This is a genomic window from Cupriavidus sp. GW822-FHT06G04, assembly GCF_058799075.1.
Window position 1 is genome coordinate 267348 of record NZ_JBXALD010000002.1, and the last position, 14683, is coordinate 282030.

The window sequence follows — 14683 nt, forward strand, 5'->3', positions numbered from 1 at the left end:
GCGCGGAGGTGAGACCGCGTCGCGGGGCTATGCCTCGCGAGGTCTGTACCAGGCGGCCCGTTGCCCCTCCACCTCACGGTAGCGAAGCTCGAACATGCGGCACTCGTGCACCACCTGCCGCCAACTGCTGCAGCCGTAATTGGCTGGAAGCTGCTCGGGATGCCGGTCCGCGATCCAGCGGCCAGCGGCGGCGATCGGTGTCCAGCCCTCGACGGCCAACTGCGCGGCGGCCTCGCGTAGCGCACGAACGATGCCGGCGGCCGGCCAGTCCACCGTGCCGTCCGGCGCGATGCCATTGACCACCAGGTCGTGGAACACATCCGAGTGGACGAATTCCGCTGCCAGGCGCCGCGCCTGATCCATGTGCTCGGCCCAGCCGCGCAACTGCTCGAAGTGCTGATCGATGCGCGTGTAGGCGGAACCGAGTTCGTCCTGTGCAGCGCGGCACCCGTCCACGGTCCATAGATCGTGCTGGTCGATGAAGTGGTGCACCAGTGTGTTGCGCAGCGATACCAGGTCTTTGAGGTCGGCCTGGGTCTTGGCGTAGTCCTGCGCAGACAGGCTCAGTTGCACGCGCGTGCGAAAGGAGATCACGTCGCCGGGAAGATCGTCGTCGCGTTCCTCGCCGCCATTTCCATCGGTGACGACATACGAACCAAACAGTTGTCCGATCAACGTGCCCAGGGTCTTGGTCGCGGCATCTTCAATCCGCGCTGCGCGAATGGCCTCCAGCGAATGCGCCGGGCCTGAAATCTCGTGGTGGGCCACGATGGCTTTCATGAGGCGCTCGTATTGTTGAAGGCGCAACAGGCATCTGCCCAGCAAGCGCTGAACGTCTGGCTGTAGTGGTTGCAGTGCGTTTGTGACGGGGAAAGTCGTCATATCCATCGTTGGCCGGGCTCGTGCGTGGCTGTCCTCGTTTGATTCACAGGCGACAGTTTCGCCTGTCGTTCGGCGGGCAGCAATCGAGCACGGCGGAAGGGTGTTTGTTCCAGCTATCCCCTGGGGATAGTCAACATCAGCGATCACGCAAGGCTTCTCGGAGCTGAGCCAGGTAGGCACGTGCCACCTCGGGATCAGCCGCACGGGATGCTGGCGGTGACGAGGGCGCAGGTGACGGGGGCGCTGGCGGCGTCGATGCACTTTCTCCGGCCCAGGCCTTGAACTCCCCGCGGATCGCCTTCTGGATGATGCCAAACAGGTAGCCGGCCGGGTTGCGTACCGCGCTGTTGTGGCAGCGTGCCGCCCACTCGTCGAGAACGGCCTGCCTCTGCGCCTCGTCCACCTGCTGCAGCGCCACCAGCGCGCCGGCCTGCTGCTCGTCCTTCAAGCGCAGGAAACGCTCGGGCAGCCGCAGGTTCTGCAAGGCCCTCGCGCGCGGTACTGTACGTACTTCATTTATACGATCATTACGTACTGTACGGTCCTCCTTCGGAATCCAAAGAGAGCCGTCCGGCGCGGGTTTCGGTCCTGCTTCGGATTCCGAAGACGGGCGCGCAGCATTCCGAAGAAGGGCTTCCTGGCCTTCTTCGGATTCGTGGTCCGCACCCTCCTGTGGATAACCTGGCGTCGTCCAGCCATGCCGCGCCATGCGCTGCGCCAGCACTTGCAGACGGGTCGGCAGCGTGCGCCCGCTGAGCAGCGGGTCTTCGGCGATCTCCCGCAGCGTGTTCATGCCCACGACCTGCACCGCCTTCGCCGCGTGCGTGAGCGCCTGGCTCACCAGGCCCAGGTAGTCCGGGTCGAGCTGCATCGCCTCGAAGGGTGACAGCGGTTCGTCGTGCAGCACGTAGAGGTTGCCTTGGATACGGCCGGTCTTGGGATCGCGCCGCCGCCGCACCAGGCTGAGCCAGCGCGTCAGCCGCAGCAGCGTCAAGGCGCGCGCCACGGTCTCGTGCGAGGCTTGCGCCGCACAGGGCATGGACGCCAGATATGGGCGGAGCTGGTCGTAGGTGGGAAAGGCGGTCACGCCGTCGTCGTTGAGCTGCAGGCGGAACACCTGCCAGGCATTGCGCTCCAGCGGCGTCAGGCGCCGGTCGAAGAACAACGCGCGCGGCACGCTCTCGTGCCGGTTGCCGCTGTAGAGAAAGCCGTCCTGGCTCGGCGCCGTGCCCTGCGCCGGTTCCTTCGGCTCAAGGTGCCGCAGCGCCTCGTCGAACAACGCCGACAGCGCAACCGGGCCATCACGCCGTGGAGCGTCGCCCGTCGTCATGACCTACACCAGCCCCTGGTCGACCCAGTTCCGTATCGCCGACCAGATCACCGACATGGGCAGGGTCATGGCCTCGGCCAGGTCCATGGTCAGCGCCAGCATCGCCATGTCGTCGTTCAGTGCGATGTGCCGCTCCGTGATGCCGGCCTTCCAGCGTTCCCACAGGGCCACGTCCTGCGCCTCGTCGAGCACCGGATGCCGACCCTTACGCTTGGGCAGCCCGAGGATGTCGCGGCGCAGCGCCACTTCCTGATGCGTGAGGCCGTAGAACTTGCTGACCATCTCCGTGCTCGCCCCCAGGCGCAGCATGCGGTCCACCGTGGCGATCTCCCGCTCCACGTCGTGCACCTGGCTCAGCAGCCGCTTCAACACTTCCCGGTTCACCGACACCGAACACCACGACACCGTGGCATTCACCAGCATGCTCACGAGTTCTGGGTGCTTCAGCGCATCCAGCTCCTCCTCACCGAAGCCCATGGCCTTGCAGCGGCGCAACTGGCCGTTGCGCAGGTCATGCAGGGCCTGGGCGATCACGGCCTGGTTGAGCGGGTGCGGTGCCGACATACGGGAGCCTCCTGCGCTCAGGAATCCTGGCTCGCTACGCCGGCTTCCAGATCCAGCAGCCGACGCGCCAGGCGCAGCAGACGGAACAGCTTTACCAGCCCGGCATCGCTCAGGCGCGTGACCAAGCCGCCGTGACCATGCAGCAGCGGCCCAAGGTCATCGGCCAGCCGCGCGCTGTCCAGCCCGGTCGCGGGTGCCGGCGCGGTGCTCAGCGCGTGCAGCAGGGTCAGCATCGCACGCGCGAACGCCGGGAGCGCCTTCGCCTGGCCCACGGCCGGCGTCACGCAGACGAAGCCGATGCCGCCATCGCTGGCTTCGATGTGGTCGCCCACCGCCGCTTCCCCCGCGATCTCGCGAGCGAACTGCGAGATATGCACGCGCAGGCGATCCGGCACGTCCAGGCCCGGCTCGATGTACCAGACATCCGAGATGGGAAAGAGCCCGCCAACCTGCACCGGGATCGCACGCAGCGCATCTGCCTCGAAGTCGGGTAGCTTGTCGCCGAGCTGATCCGCGACCATCCGCTGGATGGACTGCAGGCGCTCGGTGGTTGGGGCCGGCGTCACGATGTGCCCCTGCAGGCGCTCGTCGCGCTGCCCGTCCCGGGCGTTTGGTGCAGCGGCAGGTGGTGCCGAGGGTGTCTCTGCCGGTGGCGCGACGGGCGAGGTGTCCCGTGGCGTTGGCGCCGCGGGCGACAGTTGCGGCGTGATGGCTGGCGCCGCAGGTGCGACAGGCGTTGCCGGGTTCGGCGCGGCCGGCTCGCTGGTCAATACTCGCTGACGGCTTTCGCTGTCATCGACCTCCAATGCCAGCGTGTCGTAGTCCGCTTCCAGCAGCTCGGCCATCTGACCCACCAGTTCGTCCTGCACGCGCTGGGGCGAGAAGCCCTCCGGCTGCGTGTCGAACTGCGACAGCACATCCTGAAACAGCGAAGCGAAGTCCACGGTCAGCGGCCGGCCCAGCGCACGCCGCTCCCAGGTGCGCTCGCACGCCTTGCGCAGCACTGCGAGCCGGTCCACCTGATGCCGGCCCAATCCGCCGTACAACAGCGTCGGGATCGCCGGCAGCAGATAGCGCACCGCATCGTTCATGCGGCTGATGTGTGACTGCGGCACCGGATAGCCGTCGGCCGTCAGTCGCCGCGCGAGTTCGCTTTGCGACAGCGCCTGGCCGCTTTCCTGCTCGTAGAACTCGCGCGCCTTCTCGATGCCCAAGGCCCGCTCGATGAAGGTCAGGCCGCCGCGCAGCTCGTTCTCGGCCAGATGCCCGGTCAGCGCCACGATTTCGCCGCGCGCCGGCCACGGGCGGAACAGGCACGCAATGCGGAAGAAGCGTTCCTCCTTGGTCTCGCTCCACAACTCGCGCAGGATCGCCAGCCGCGTGTTGCCGCCGTTGCGAATAATGTAGTGCGCCTCGCCCGGCCTGCGCGTGATCGCGGGGGGCGCGTCCAGCCCACGTTCGCGGATGGACGCCTTGATCTCCGCATAGGCCGGGTTGCGCGTCACGCGTGGGTCGTGGTCGTAGGGCCGCAACTGGTCCAGCGTCACCACCATCGGCGTGTCGGCGATGGGGTCGCTCAAGGTCGCGGCCGAAGGGCCGCTGCGCTCGAAGCCGGTGGCCAGCAGCTTGGCAGCCATGTCCTGCGGCGTCAGCTCAGCCACGGCCATTCTCCTGCGCCTGTCGGTCGGCGCGGCGAAGCTGCGCACGGGCGTTGCGCTCGGCGCGGTGGTCGCTCGCCGTCGAGCTGGTGTAGATCGGCGCGCAGCCTTGCTTCGTGAACAGCAGGTGCCCGCCGCGGGTGCGCACCACCTTCCAACCTTCTCCCAGGGCGAACTCGATCAGCCCTCGCAGCCGCTTGTGGCCGCGGGCCAGGTTATGTGCGCTGGCCATGGCCGGCCCCTCCCGCGTCGCCTCGGCCGGTGACGAGCGCAAAGCGCTCCTGCCACGCCGGGAACAGCTCGCCGGCCAGCGCGCGCATGGTCTCCAATGCGGCAGGTGCCGTGCGGCCCGCCGGCTGGCGGTATTCCACCCGATGCACCGGCAGTCCGCGCGTCGCGGCGCGCGGATAGGCTTCAATCGCCGGCACGTCGGTGTCCAGCACGCGCACGCCAGGCTGCTCCTGGAATACCTGACGCAGCGCCTGCTGGATCAGCCGCGCATTCGACGACACCGGATGCACGCGGTTGATGAGCAGGTGCAGCGGCGGCGGCTCGATGCCGAGGTGGCGGTACGGCGCGATGTCCTCGATGAGTTGCAGCGTGCCGCGCCGCAGCTCGCGCGCCGCGAGGATTTCCGGCGTCACCGGCGAAAGCGCCAAGTTCGAGGCCAGCACCGCCATCTCCAGCAGCACGCTGCGCGCGCCCTGGGTGTCGATCAGCAGCAGGTCGTAGTGCGGCGCCAGCGTGGGCAGCAGGTGGCGCAGCCGCAATCTGCCATCGGGCGCGTGCAGCAGCAGCGTGTTCAGCTCGCCGCGGTCGTCGTTCGAGAGCACCAGGTCAAGCCGCTCGATCGCGGTGCGCGACACCAGTTGCTCGGCGCGCTGCTCGTTGTAGGCCAGCATCTCGTAGATGCCGGCCGGCGCGCGCTCGGCCAGCGTGAAGTAGCTCGACAGCGTGGGCTGCACGTCCAGGTCCAGCAGCAGCACGCGCAGCCCGGTGTCGGCTGCGAAGCCGCCCAGGTTGGCCGCCGTCGTGGTCTTGCCGACGCCGCCCTTGGTCGAAATGATGGACACCACCTGCATGGGCCTCTCCCGGTTGAATGGCATGTACCGAGGAAAAGCGTCAGGCGCGCTCATCGAGGCGATCGGCGATCCATTGCTCGACCTCCGCCGAGTCCCAGCCCACGGCGCGCACGCCCAAGCGCAGCGCCTTGGGGAACTTGCCTTCTTTCATCAGGCTGTAGATGTGCGCGCGCTTGAAGCCGGTTTTGGCCTCGACTTCGGCGCGACGCAGGATGCGGTGCTCGGCCGGCACTGCCGGCGCGGTGGTCTGCGAAGACATGAGAGACACTCCTTGACGCTCACTGGCGCTGTTCGGAAAGTGCCTCGTATTCAATACACCGCGGTCGCCGAAATCACTGCAATTGCAGAAGCAGCGACTGCAATTGCAGTGCGCCGCATCGGCATCATGCTGGCCGCGTCGTCAGCGCGACGCCTCCAGGTGGCGCCGCGCCTGCGCGAGCTTGCTCCACAGCGTCCGCTCGCTGAGACCCGGCCGCCCCTCATGGTGTGCGATCAGCGCGCTGACCACGGCATCCATGCTGCGGAACGACGAATAGGCCGCGCCTGACGGCGAATTGCCCAGCAGCAGCGTCAGCAGTCCGCCGATGATGTTGAGGTAAGTCGTCTCGCTGCGCAGGCCAGGCTCGCGCGCCTGTTCGTCGTTGGCCGCGCGCGTGGCATGTTCCTTCGCCAGTGCTTCGTGCGCGGTGCGCAGCGTTTCATGCACCAGGGCAAGTTCGGCAAGTTGCGACTTCGCTGCTTCGCGATCGGCCAGCAGAATGTTGAGCGTGTCCACGCTCACCGCCGGATGCACCGCGCGTTCGATGCCGTCAAACAAAAACCCCGGCCGATCGCCGGGGTAGAACTGCGACATCCACGCTTTCAAGTCCACGTGGCGCACGGTCAACTCGGGGTCGTCGAGCGCCGGCCGCTGCGAGTCCAGCACGATGCCGGCCTTGCCACCGGGCAATTCGCCATGCGTCAGCGCGTCGAAGATGCGCTCGGCATACAGGCGCAGCAGCGGCCAGCGCGGGAGTTCGCCGGGCTCCGGCATGGCACGCTGCTCCAGCGCTTCCAGAATACGCTGCTCGAAGCGCAGGAGACCGCACCAGCGGACGGCCGCCTCGATCGGTCGGTAGTACGTCTTTGCGCCAAAGGCGTGGCTGCTCGATTTCGGCATATCGCGCTCTTCCCATCGTCGGATCGACACATGGCAAGCGCGCGCGGCCCACATGGGCGCAGCGATTGCCCAAAGAACCCGATGAAGCGCGAGCCGGTCGGCATCGTGGTGGACGTTGGGTGCGGCGATGTCGCCGAGCGTTACGCAGGGGGCAAACCTCCTTGCGGTGCCCGCTACACCTCAACCATAATGCACCTGCGAAAAATCTTGTTACCGGCGCAACGGTCTGAAAAGCCGCGCATCCAAGTTCGATCAGGAAGGGATGCCGCGCTTTACCGGAAAACCAGGGCAAAGTTTTCGTAGGAATACGGGCGGGGTAAAGCGCCAATGCGACTTCCGGCTGAGCCGGTTTGCATCCAGCAAGGGCTCATGCGTTCTGCGTCACTGCTGTGACCTCGACAGCTTGAAGGTGCCTTGCTTGATGCCGGGTGGATAGGCCCGATTCGCCATCCATGCCCGTGACGCAAAAGGTCGGCCGCCGATGCAATGCGGGTCAAGGTCCAGACCGAAAGGGAATCGTACCGTCCAAAATCCCCGCGTCACATCGGGCGTTGATCGGTGCCTTGCGGGCGTCCGACACGCTCCACGCGGTCGATGAACTGCCGCAGCGGCTCCATGATTTCGCCTTCGGGTCGCAGTAGATAGGTCGTCAGCGAAGCGGTCTCGTCGGCCAGCGGCCGCACGACGACATCGGCCTGATGGCAACCCGCCAGATGCGCCGCGCTCGAAAAGCCCACGCCGTAGCCGGCGGCCACGAGAGCCAGCATCAGGGAATGGGTCTTGACGTACTCGGCTACCGTCGGCTGCGCATCCACCGTGCGGAGCAGCCGTTCGCGCTGCCGGCTGCAACCTTCGCAGACCTGGGGATCGCACAGCACCAGCGGATAGCTCGCCACTTCCTCCAGCGGCACTTCCTTGAAAGCCAGCAGCGGATGCCTGGCGGGCAAAGCCACCACCAGCGGGTCTCGCCACACCGGCATGGCGACGATGCCGGCGTCCATTTCACCAGCCAATGCAAAACCTGCGTCATACAAGTCGTTGCGCAGTCCAGTCACCAACTGCGCCAGTGGCGTTTCAAATATCCGAATGCCGACCTGTGGTGCCTCCTCGCGGCAAAGCGCAAGCAACGCCGACAAGCGGGCCTGCCCCATGTCACCAGATAGTGCGATGCGCAGCGTGTTCCGCTGGTTCGCTGCGGCGCGTGCCTTGGTCTGCGCTTGCTCGAAGGCCAGCAGTACGCGCCGGGCTTCTTCGAGGAAGACCTGTCCCGCCGGTGTGAGACGAACACTGCGTGGCAAGCGGTTGAGCAGCGGCACCCCTAAATCCGCCTCCATCTGGCGGATCGTGCGCGACAGTGGAGACTGTTCGATGTGCAGCCGTCGAGCAGCCCGGCCGAAGTGCAGTTCCTCGGCTACGGCGATGAAGCAGCGAAGATGGCGTAAGTTCATGCTTTCTCCCTACCGATGTGATCAGTCCATATCATCGTAGGGAGCCGAATAGTGCGGAGGATTCACCTCTGTATCGAGATGAGAGCCATCCTGGGGGGTGATGCTCGGATGCTTTTCGCCCATGTCAGCGCCTACGGCGAAGCTCTCGTTCGAGATCGCCCAGCTGCGACGCCTGAAGTTCGGCAAGAAGAGCGAGCAGCTCGATGCCGAACAACGCGCGCTGTTCGACGAGGCTCTGGACGCCGACCTTGCCGCGGCTGAGGCGCAGCTCTAGGAACTGCTGGGCAAGAAGAAGCCGCCGGCTACGCCTGGCGCGATGCCTAAGCGCACCGCCTTGCCGGCGGACCTGCCGCGCGTGGACTGCCACCACGAGCCCGAGAACACCCGCTGCGCGTGCGGCTGTGCGCTCAAGCGCATCAGCGAGAAGCTGGACTACACGCCGGGCGTGTTCACGGTCGAGTGCCACATCCGCGGCAAGTGGACCTGCGCATAGGTGCCGAACGCTGACCCAGGCGCCGGTCCCGGCGGAGATCATCGCCAAGGGCATCCCCACCTCCGGGCTGCTCGCGTAGGTGCTGGTCGCAAAGGACTCCGACCATCTGCCGCTTACATGGTCGTCCCTAGGCAAGCAGGAATAAGCTGCGTGAGTGAATCGGGAGGTTTGCGTAGCTGATGGCTGGCCAGCAGCGTCTGCGCCGGCGGCTTCACCGGCACGAAGCGCATGTGCGGGCGGGTTGCCGCCTCGCAGATCGCTGCGGCATCGGCCGCACCGTTCTTGCGTCCCTTGCCGGCCATGCGGTAGGGCGTGACGAAGTGGCCTGCAATCAGCCGCGCATCCAGCCCATAGCCGCGCAGCTTGCGTGCCCAGTGATGCGCACCGCCGCAGGCCTCCAGGGCCACCAGGCAGCCGGGAGGCAGCTCCGCGCACCAGGCCGCAAACTTGTCAGCGGCCAGCGCCTTGGCAACCACCACGCGCGCATCCACCGCATGCACCTAGATAACCCGCTTGGCCAGATCCACCCCGACTCGGGCAATCTCGTTCATGGACTTCCCCTTTCACATGGCTGCAGATTGATGACTTGGGGAGCACCATCGCGGTGGCAGCCAACATTTGTTTCCTGGCTGCTTACGATTGAGTCACATCAATCGGCCAGCAGATCGCTGGATGTTGACTCTTGACTTTCGGCATGTTAGGCGCAATATCTTGCAAAGTCTTGCAAGAACTTCCTCAGGCGAGGCCGCGTGACGACGGAACTTGTGGGGGTGGTATGACAGCGCGCCAGCAGGCGATCTTCACACTCGACGAGTTGGCTGCCTACTTGAAAGTCGGCAAGCGGACGCTTTACCGGCTCGCCTCGCACGGGGAGATTCCGGCCTTCAAGGTCGGCGGGACGTGGCGGTTTCGTCAAAGTGAAATCGATCGATGGATCAATGATCAGATCCAAGCAGGCAGAAAGAAGGAGGTGATACGCACAGATGAGCAGCCAAAGTCAGCGGAACACTCCGTGTCGTCTGGGCGCGCTGTCCGTCGCCGCAGGCAAACGGAGTGAGCGAGAGTCTTCAATTTTTCTTCTGGAGGTGTGACATGGACATTGATTTCAAGAAATTGGCTCCCTGGAACTGGTTCAAGAAGGAGCAGGAAGAACAACAGAGCACTGCCTCGCTCCCGGTGCAGCGCAATGACCTGCCGGTGGCGGGTGGGCCCGTCAGTCCCATCCTGCAATTGCATCGCGAGATCGACCGCCTGTTCGACGACGCGTTTCGAGGCTTCGGTTTCCCGACGCTGGCCATGCCACGCTGGCCGTCGGACTGGCCGGGCATGCTGAAGCCGGCGCTGGACATCCAGGAGACCGACAAGCAGTACAAGATCGCCCTGGAAGTACCCGGCATCGAGGAAAAAGACATCCAGATCACGCTCGACAACGACGTGCTGCTGGTGCGCGGTGAAAAGCGTCAGGAGCAGGAAACGAAAGACGGCGGTTTCCATCGGGTGGAGCGCTCCTACGGCAGCTTTCAGCGCGCTCTGAACCTGCCGGCCGATGCCAACCAGGACACGATCAAGGCCGCTTTCAAGAACGGCGTGCTCACGATCACGATGGAAAAGCGCGAGGCCAGTACGCCCCAGCAGGGGCGCTCGATCCCGATCAACGGCTGACGCGGGGCAGCGCGTTTTTCTCAAAAACCACAAAGAGATGAGGCACCGTGATCGGCGGTGCCTCGTCAGATCAATCTTTACAGGAGCATCAGCATGGCCAGAAAACAATGCCAAGTCTGCGGCCAGCCCGCCACGGTGCGGGTGGAAGCCAATCTCAATGGTCGCCACAGCACCATGCTGTTGTGTGACGATCACTATCGCCAACTGGTGCGCCAGCAAAAGCGCACCGTCTCACCGCTGGAAGCCTTGTTCGGCTCGCGCAGCGGGCTGTTCGAAGACTTCCTTGGCAGCGACTTCTTCCGCATCGGTGACGACGCACCGTCCATGGCGGCCGATACCGACGAGGTCGTCGATGCCTCGTTCGGCGAACCCGCCCCGGCCGGTACGGGCACCGCGCGCCGTCGCGGCAGTGGGCTCGCCAGCCGTATCAGCGAACAGTCCGAGGCCCTATTGCAGGAGGCCGCCCGACACGCTGCAGAGTTCGGGCGCGCCGAAGTCGATACCGAACACCTGCTGCTGGCGCTATCCGACAGCGACGTGGTCAAGACCATCCTGGGGCAGTTCAAGATCAAGGTCGATGACCTTAAGCGCCAGATCGAATCCGAAGCCAAGCGCGGCGATAAGCCGTTCGAGGGCGAGATCGGCGTGTCGCCCCGGGTCAAGGACGCGCTCAGCCGTGCTTTCGTGGCCTCCAACGAACTCGGCCACTCTTATGTCGGGCCGGAGCATTTCCTGATCGGGCTCGCCGAGGAAGGCGAAGGTTTGGCGGCCAACCTGCTGCGCCGTTACGGCCTCACGCCGCAAGCGCTGCGCCAGCAGGTAAGCAAGGTGGTCGGCAAAGGGGCCGAGGATGGCCGCGCCGAGACGCCGACCAACACGCCGGAACTCGACAAGTATTCGCGCGACCTCACCAAGATGGCGCGCGAGGGCAAGCTCGATCCGGTCATCGGCCGCGCGCAGGAGATCGAGACGACCATCGAAGTGCTGGCCCGGCGCAAGAAGAACAACCCGGTGCTGATCGGCGAGCCCGGCGTCGGCAAGACCGCCATCGTCGAAGGGCTGGCGCAGCGCATGGTCGCCGGCGAAGTGCCCGAGACGCTGCGCGACAAGCGCCTGGTGGAACTCAACATCAATGCCATGGTGGCCGGCGCCAAGTACCGCGGCGAGTTCGAGGAGCGCGTGCAGAAGGTGCTCAAGGAAGTGACCGAGCACCAGGGCGAGCTGATTCTCTTCATCGACGAAGTGCACACCATCGTCGGTGCAGGCCAGGGTGGCGGCGAAGGCGGGCTGGACGTGGCCAACGTGTTCAAGCCGATGATGGCGCGCGGCGAACTGAACCTGATCGGCGCCACCACGCTCAACGAGTATCAGAAGTACATCGAGAAGGACGCCGCGCTGGAGCGTCGCTTCCAGCCGGTGATGGTGCCCGAGCCGACGGTAGCGCAGACCATGATGATCCTGCGCGGCCTGCGCGACACCTTCGAGGCGCACCACAAGGTCAGCATCACCGAGGATGCGATCATCGCCGCCGCCGAGTTGTCGGACCGCTACATCACCGCGCGCTTTTTGCCTGACAAGGCCATCGACCTGCTCGACCAGGCGGCCGCACGCGTGAAGCTGTCGGCCACGGCCCGCCCGGTGGCGGTGCAAGAGCTGGAGTCCGAACTGCACCAGCTGCGGCGTGAGCAAGACTATGTGGCTTCGCGCAAGCAGTACGACAAGGCCGCCGAGCTGGGCAAGCGCATCGAGGCCAAGGAGACTGAACTCAAGAAGCTCGTCGAGGAATGGGAACGCGAGCGCGCCTCGGGCAGCGCCGAAGTCAAGGCCGAGCATGTCGCGCAGATCGTCTCGCGCCTGACCGGCATTCCGGTCAACGAGCTGACGGTGGAAGAACGCGAGAAGCTGCTGCATCTGGAGCAGCGGCTGCACGAGCGCCTGGTGGGCCAGGACGAAGCAGTACGTGCCGTGGCCGATGCCGTGCGGCTGTCGCGCGCGGGCCTGCGCGAAGGCGGCAAGCCAGTGGCCACCTTCCTGTTCCTCGGGCCGACGGGTGTGGGCAAGACCGAACTCGCCAAGGCACTGGCCGAGTCCATCTATGGCGATGAGGGCGCGCTGCTGCGCATCGACATGTCCGAGTACGGTGAACGCCATACCGTGGCACGCCTGGTGGGCGCGCCTCCGGGTTATGTGGGCTATGACGAGGGCGGCCAGCTCACCGAGAAGGTGCGTCGCAAACCCTACAGCGTGTTGTTGCTCGATGAGATCGAAAAAGCGCACCCCGACGTCTACAACATCCTGCTGCAGGTATTCGACGACGGGCGGCTCACCGACGGCAAGGGCCGGGTGGTGGATTTCACCAATACCATCATCATCGCCACCTCGAACTTGGGCTCGGACATCATCCAGCGTCGGCTGAAGGCCCGTGGCGCCGCCGGCGAGGAATACGAGAAGACCAAGTCCGAGGTGATGGACGTGCTGCGCGGACACTTCCGCCCCGAGTTCCTCAACCGCATCGACGAGATCATCGTCTTCCATGCGCTGGGCAAGGAGGAGATCCGCCATATCGTCGGCCTGCAGCTCGATCGTGTGGCCCGCAACGCCGCCAGCCAGGGCGTGACGTTGACCTTCGACCAGACCTTGATCGACCACTTCGCGGAGGAAGGCTACAAACCCGAGTTCGGCGCGCGCGAGCTCAAGCGGCTGATCCGCAGCGAGCTGGAAACCGCGCTGGCACGCGAGATGCTCGGTGGTGGCATCGGCAAGGCCGATCACGCCAGCGCCCGCTGGGATGACAAGGCCGAACGGGTGGTCTTCGAGCGCCAGGAGCCAGCCGCGCAGCCGGCCGAGCCTGAAAAGCCCGATGCAGCGAACGTGGCCGAGGCACCGCCGAACGGCGAGAGCAAGCCTGCGCGCAAGAAGAAGTCAGCGGGCGGCGGATCTTGAGCGATGGGAGGCTGTCGTGTCCGACCCCAACGGGCTGACATGGGCAGCCACCCTCGTGTCGCTGGCGGTCGCTATCCCCACAGCGGGGCACGCGGTCATCTACAAACGTGACCCTCGATCGGCCACGCTGTGGGTGCTGCTGATCGCGCTGTTGCCGTTGGGCGGTTCGCTGCTGTATGGGCTGTTCGGCATCAACCGTTACCAGCGGCGGGCGCGGCGGCTGTTTCCGGGGGCAGATCCTGCTGTTCGGCAGGACCTCGTGCCTACGATGCCCCAGGCCGTATCGGCGCCGTTTGCCGGCCTGGCGCACCTGGTGGGACGTGCCACCGGCCAGTCGCTGACCAGCGGCAACCGCATCGAGCCGCTCGTCGATGGCGAGCAGGCCTACCCGGCCATGCTCGCTGCCATCGAGTCGGCGCGGCACAGCGTCGCGCTGGCTTCGTACATCTTCGACAGCCAAGGCATCGGGGCGCAGTTCGTCGATGCGCTGCGCCGGGCTCATGAGCGCGGCGTGCAAGTGCGGGTGCTGATCGACGACGTCTATGCCCGCTGGAGGCCCCGCAGCGCCTACCGCGCCTTGCAACGCGCCGGCGTTCCGGCGGCGACGTTCAACCCGACGTTGATTCCCGCGCGCCTGCATGCCGCGCATCTGCGCAATCACCGCAAGCTGCTGGTGATCGATGGCGAGACGGGTTTCACCGGCGGCATGAACATCTTCAGCCCGTATTGGCGGCCCGATGCGCCGGAGCAGGCCTGTCACGATTTGCACTTTCGTCTGCGCGGGCCGGTGGTTGCGCATCTGATGCGGTGCTTCACCGATGATTGGTGCGATACCACGGGCGAGCGGCTCAGCAAGGGTTTCTGGGGCGAACCGCCCGCAACGGCTGATGAGCAAGGAACCTCTTGGGCGCGCGGCATCGAGGCCGGTCCCGATGAGGCCCTGGACAGGATGCGCTGGACCTTCATGGGCGCTTTGAGCGCGGCGAAGCATTCGGTGCGCATCTGGACACCTTACTTCGTGCCCGATCAGCCGATGATCGCGGCGCTGAGCACGGCCGCGTTGCGCGGCGTGCGCGTCGAGGTGCTGACGCCCGCAAACGGCGACCATCCCACGGTGCAATGGGCCGCGCGCGCCCACTACTGGCAGGTGCTGGAGCACGGTGTACGCATCTTCGAACGGCCTGGCCCGTTCGACCACAGCAAGCTGATGCTGATAGACGGCCAGTGGTGCTGCCTGGGTTCTGCCAATTGGGATGCGCGCAGCCTGCGCCTCAACTTCGAGTTCAATGTGGAGGTGTACGACACCGCGCTGTCTACGCGGCTGGAATCCCTTTTTGATGCCGCTCGTGATGCGTCGGGCGAGATATCGGCGAAGGCGTTGCGCGCCCGCCCGCTGGCCATCCGCTTGCGCGACGGGGTGGCCCGTCTGTTCACCCCCATTCTCTAGCGACACGACTTGCGA

The 14683-nt window shown here is 65.7% G+C and carries 13 protein-coding genes and 2 pseudogenes; 5 read left to right on the forward strand and 10 right to left on the reverse strand.

Features of this window, described 5'->3' with window-relative positions:
* Positions 1–27 precede the first annotated feature (27 nt).
* The 9 genes from AC1RKI_RS05235 to AC1RKI_RS05275 form a co-directional block, all read right to left on the reverse strand.
* Complete coding sequence (locus tag AC1RKI_RS05235) at positions 28–780, reverse strand: OST-HTH/LOTUS domain-containing protein (RefSeq protein WP_019484523.1); 753 nt, start codon at positions 778–780, stop codon at positions 28–30.
* A 238-nt stretch (positions 781–1018) separates the two neighbouring features.
* Positions 1019–2212, reverse strand: coding sequence for an STY4528 family pathogenicity island replication protein (locus AC1RKI_RS05240; protein WP_023121162.1), 1194 nt, complete (start codon positions 2210–2212; stop codon positions 1019–1021).
* A gap of 3 nt (positions 2213–2215) precedes the next feature.
* Entirely contained in the window at positions 2216–2776 is a 561-nt protein-coding gene (locus AC1RKI_RS05245; protein ID WP_010792177.1) for a DUF2857 domain-containing protein, read from the reverse strand.
* A gap of 17 nt (positions 2777–2793) precedes the next feature.
* Positions 2794–4437, reverse strand: a complete 1644-nt coding sequence (locus AC1RKI_RS05250; protein ID WP_023109326.1) for a ParB family protein — start codon at positions 4435–4437, stop codon at positions 2794–2796.
* On the reverse strand, positions 4430–4666 hold the full coding sequence (locus tag AC1RKI_RS05255; protein ID WP_033959576.1) for a hypothetical protein: 237 nt from the start codon (positions 4664–4666) through the stop codon (positions 4430–4432). Before AC1RKI_RS05255 ends, AC1RKI_RS05250 begins: the two co-directional genes overlap by 8 nt.
* Positions 4650–5516 carry a ParA family protein gene (locus AC1RKI_RS05260; protein ID WP_004265510.1) on the reverse strand — a complete coding sequence of 289 codons (867 nt, stop codon included), beginning with the start codon at positions 5514–5516 and terminating at the stop codon, positions 4650–4652. Before AC1RKI_RS05260 ends, AC1RKI_RS05255 begins: the two co-directional genes overlap by 17 nt.
* Before the next feature lie 40 nt (positions 5517–5556).
* Positions 5557–5775 carry an AlpA family transcriptional regulator gene (locus AC1RKI_RS05265; protein ID WP_003454927.1) on the reverse strand — a complete coding sequence of 73 codons (219 nt, stop codon included), beginning with the start codon at positions 5773–5775 and terminating at the stop codon, positions 5557–5559.
* Between the two features lie 141 nt (positions 5776–5916).
* Complete coding sequence (locus AC1RKI_RS05270) at positions 5917–6675, reverse strand: hypothetical protein (protein ID WP_023109328.1); 759 nt, start codon at positions 6673–6675, stop codon at positions 5917–5919.
* Positions 6676–7214: 539 nt separating this feature from the next.
* Positions 7215–8123 carry a LysR family transcriptional regulator gene (locus AC1RKI_RS05275; protein ID WP_012761385.1) on the reverse strand — a complete coding sequence of 303 codons (909 nt, stop codon included), beginning with the start codon at positions 8121–8123 and terminating at the stop codon, positions 7215–7217.
* 139 nt (positions 8124–8262) lie between these two features.
* On the opposite strand from AC1RKI_RS05275, the pseudogene AC1RKI_RS05280 reads away from it, so the two are divergent.
* Positions 8263–8692, forward strand: a pseudogene (locus tag AC1RKI_RS05280) (transposase domain-containing protein); the annotation flags it as partial.
* 121 nt (positions 8693–8813) lie between these two features.
* Here the strand turns inward: AC1RKI_RS05280 and AC1RKI_RS05285 are convergent.
* Positions 8814–9107, reverse strand: a pseudogene (locus AC1RKI_RS05285) (IS110 family transposase); the annotation flags it as partial.
* Between the two features lie 284 nt (positions 9108–9391).
* On the opposite strand from AC1RKI_RS05285, the gene AC1RKI_RS05290 reads away from it, so the two are divergent.
* The 4 genes from AC1RKI_RS05290 (at position 9392) to cls (ending at position 14668) form a co-directional block, all read left to right on the forward strand.
* Complete coding sequence (locus AC1RKI_RS05290; protein WP_012761384.1) at positions 9392–9673, forward strand: helix-turn-helix domain-containing protein; 282 nt, start codon at positions 9392–9394, stop codon at positions 9671–9673.
* Between the two features lie 35 nt (positions 9674–9708).
* A complete protein-coding gene (locus tag AC1RKI_RS05295) occupies positions 9709–10278 on the forward strand; it encodes an Hsp20/alpha crystallin family protein (RefSeq protein WP_012761383.1) in 570 nt (189 codons plus the stop codon).
* Positions 10279–10371: 93 nt separating this feature from the next.
* A complete protein-coding gene (gene clpK, locus AC1RKI_RS05300) occupies positions 10372–13221 on the forward strand; it encodes a heat shock survival AAA family ATPase ClpK (RefSeq protein ID WP_033959569.1) in 2850 nt (949 codons plus the stop codon).
* Positions 13222–13237: 16 nt separating this feature from the next.
* Positions 13238–14668 carry a cardiolipin synthase gene (cls, locus tag AC1RKI_RS05305; RefSeq protein ID WP_033936152.1) on the forward strand — a complete coding sequence of 477 codons (1431 nt, stop codon included), beginning with the start codon at positions 13238–13240 and terminating at the stop codon, positions 14666–14668.
* The last annotated feature ends 15 nt before the right edge of the window (positions 14669–14683 follow it).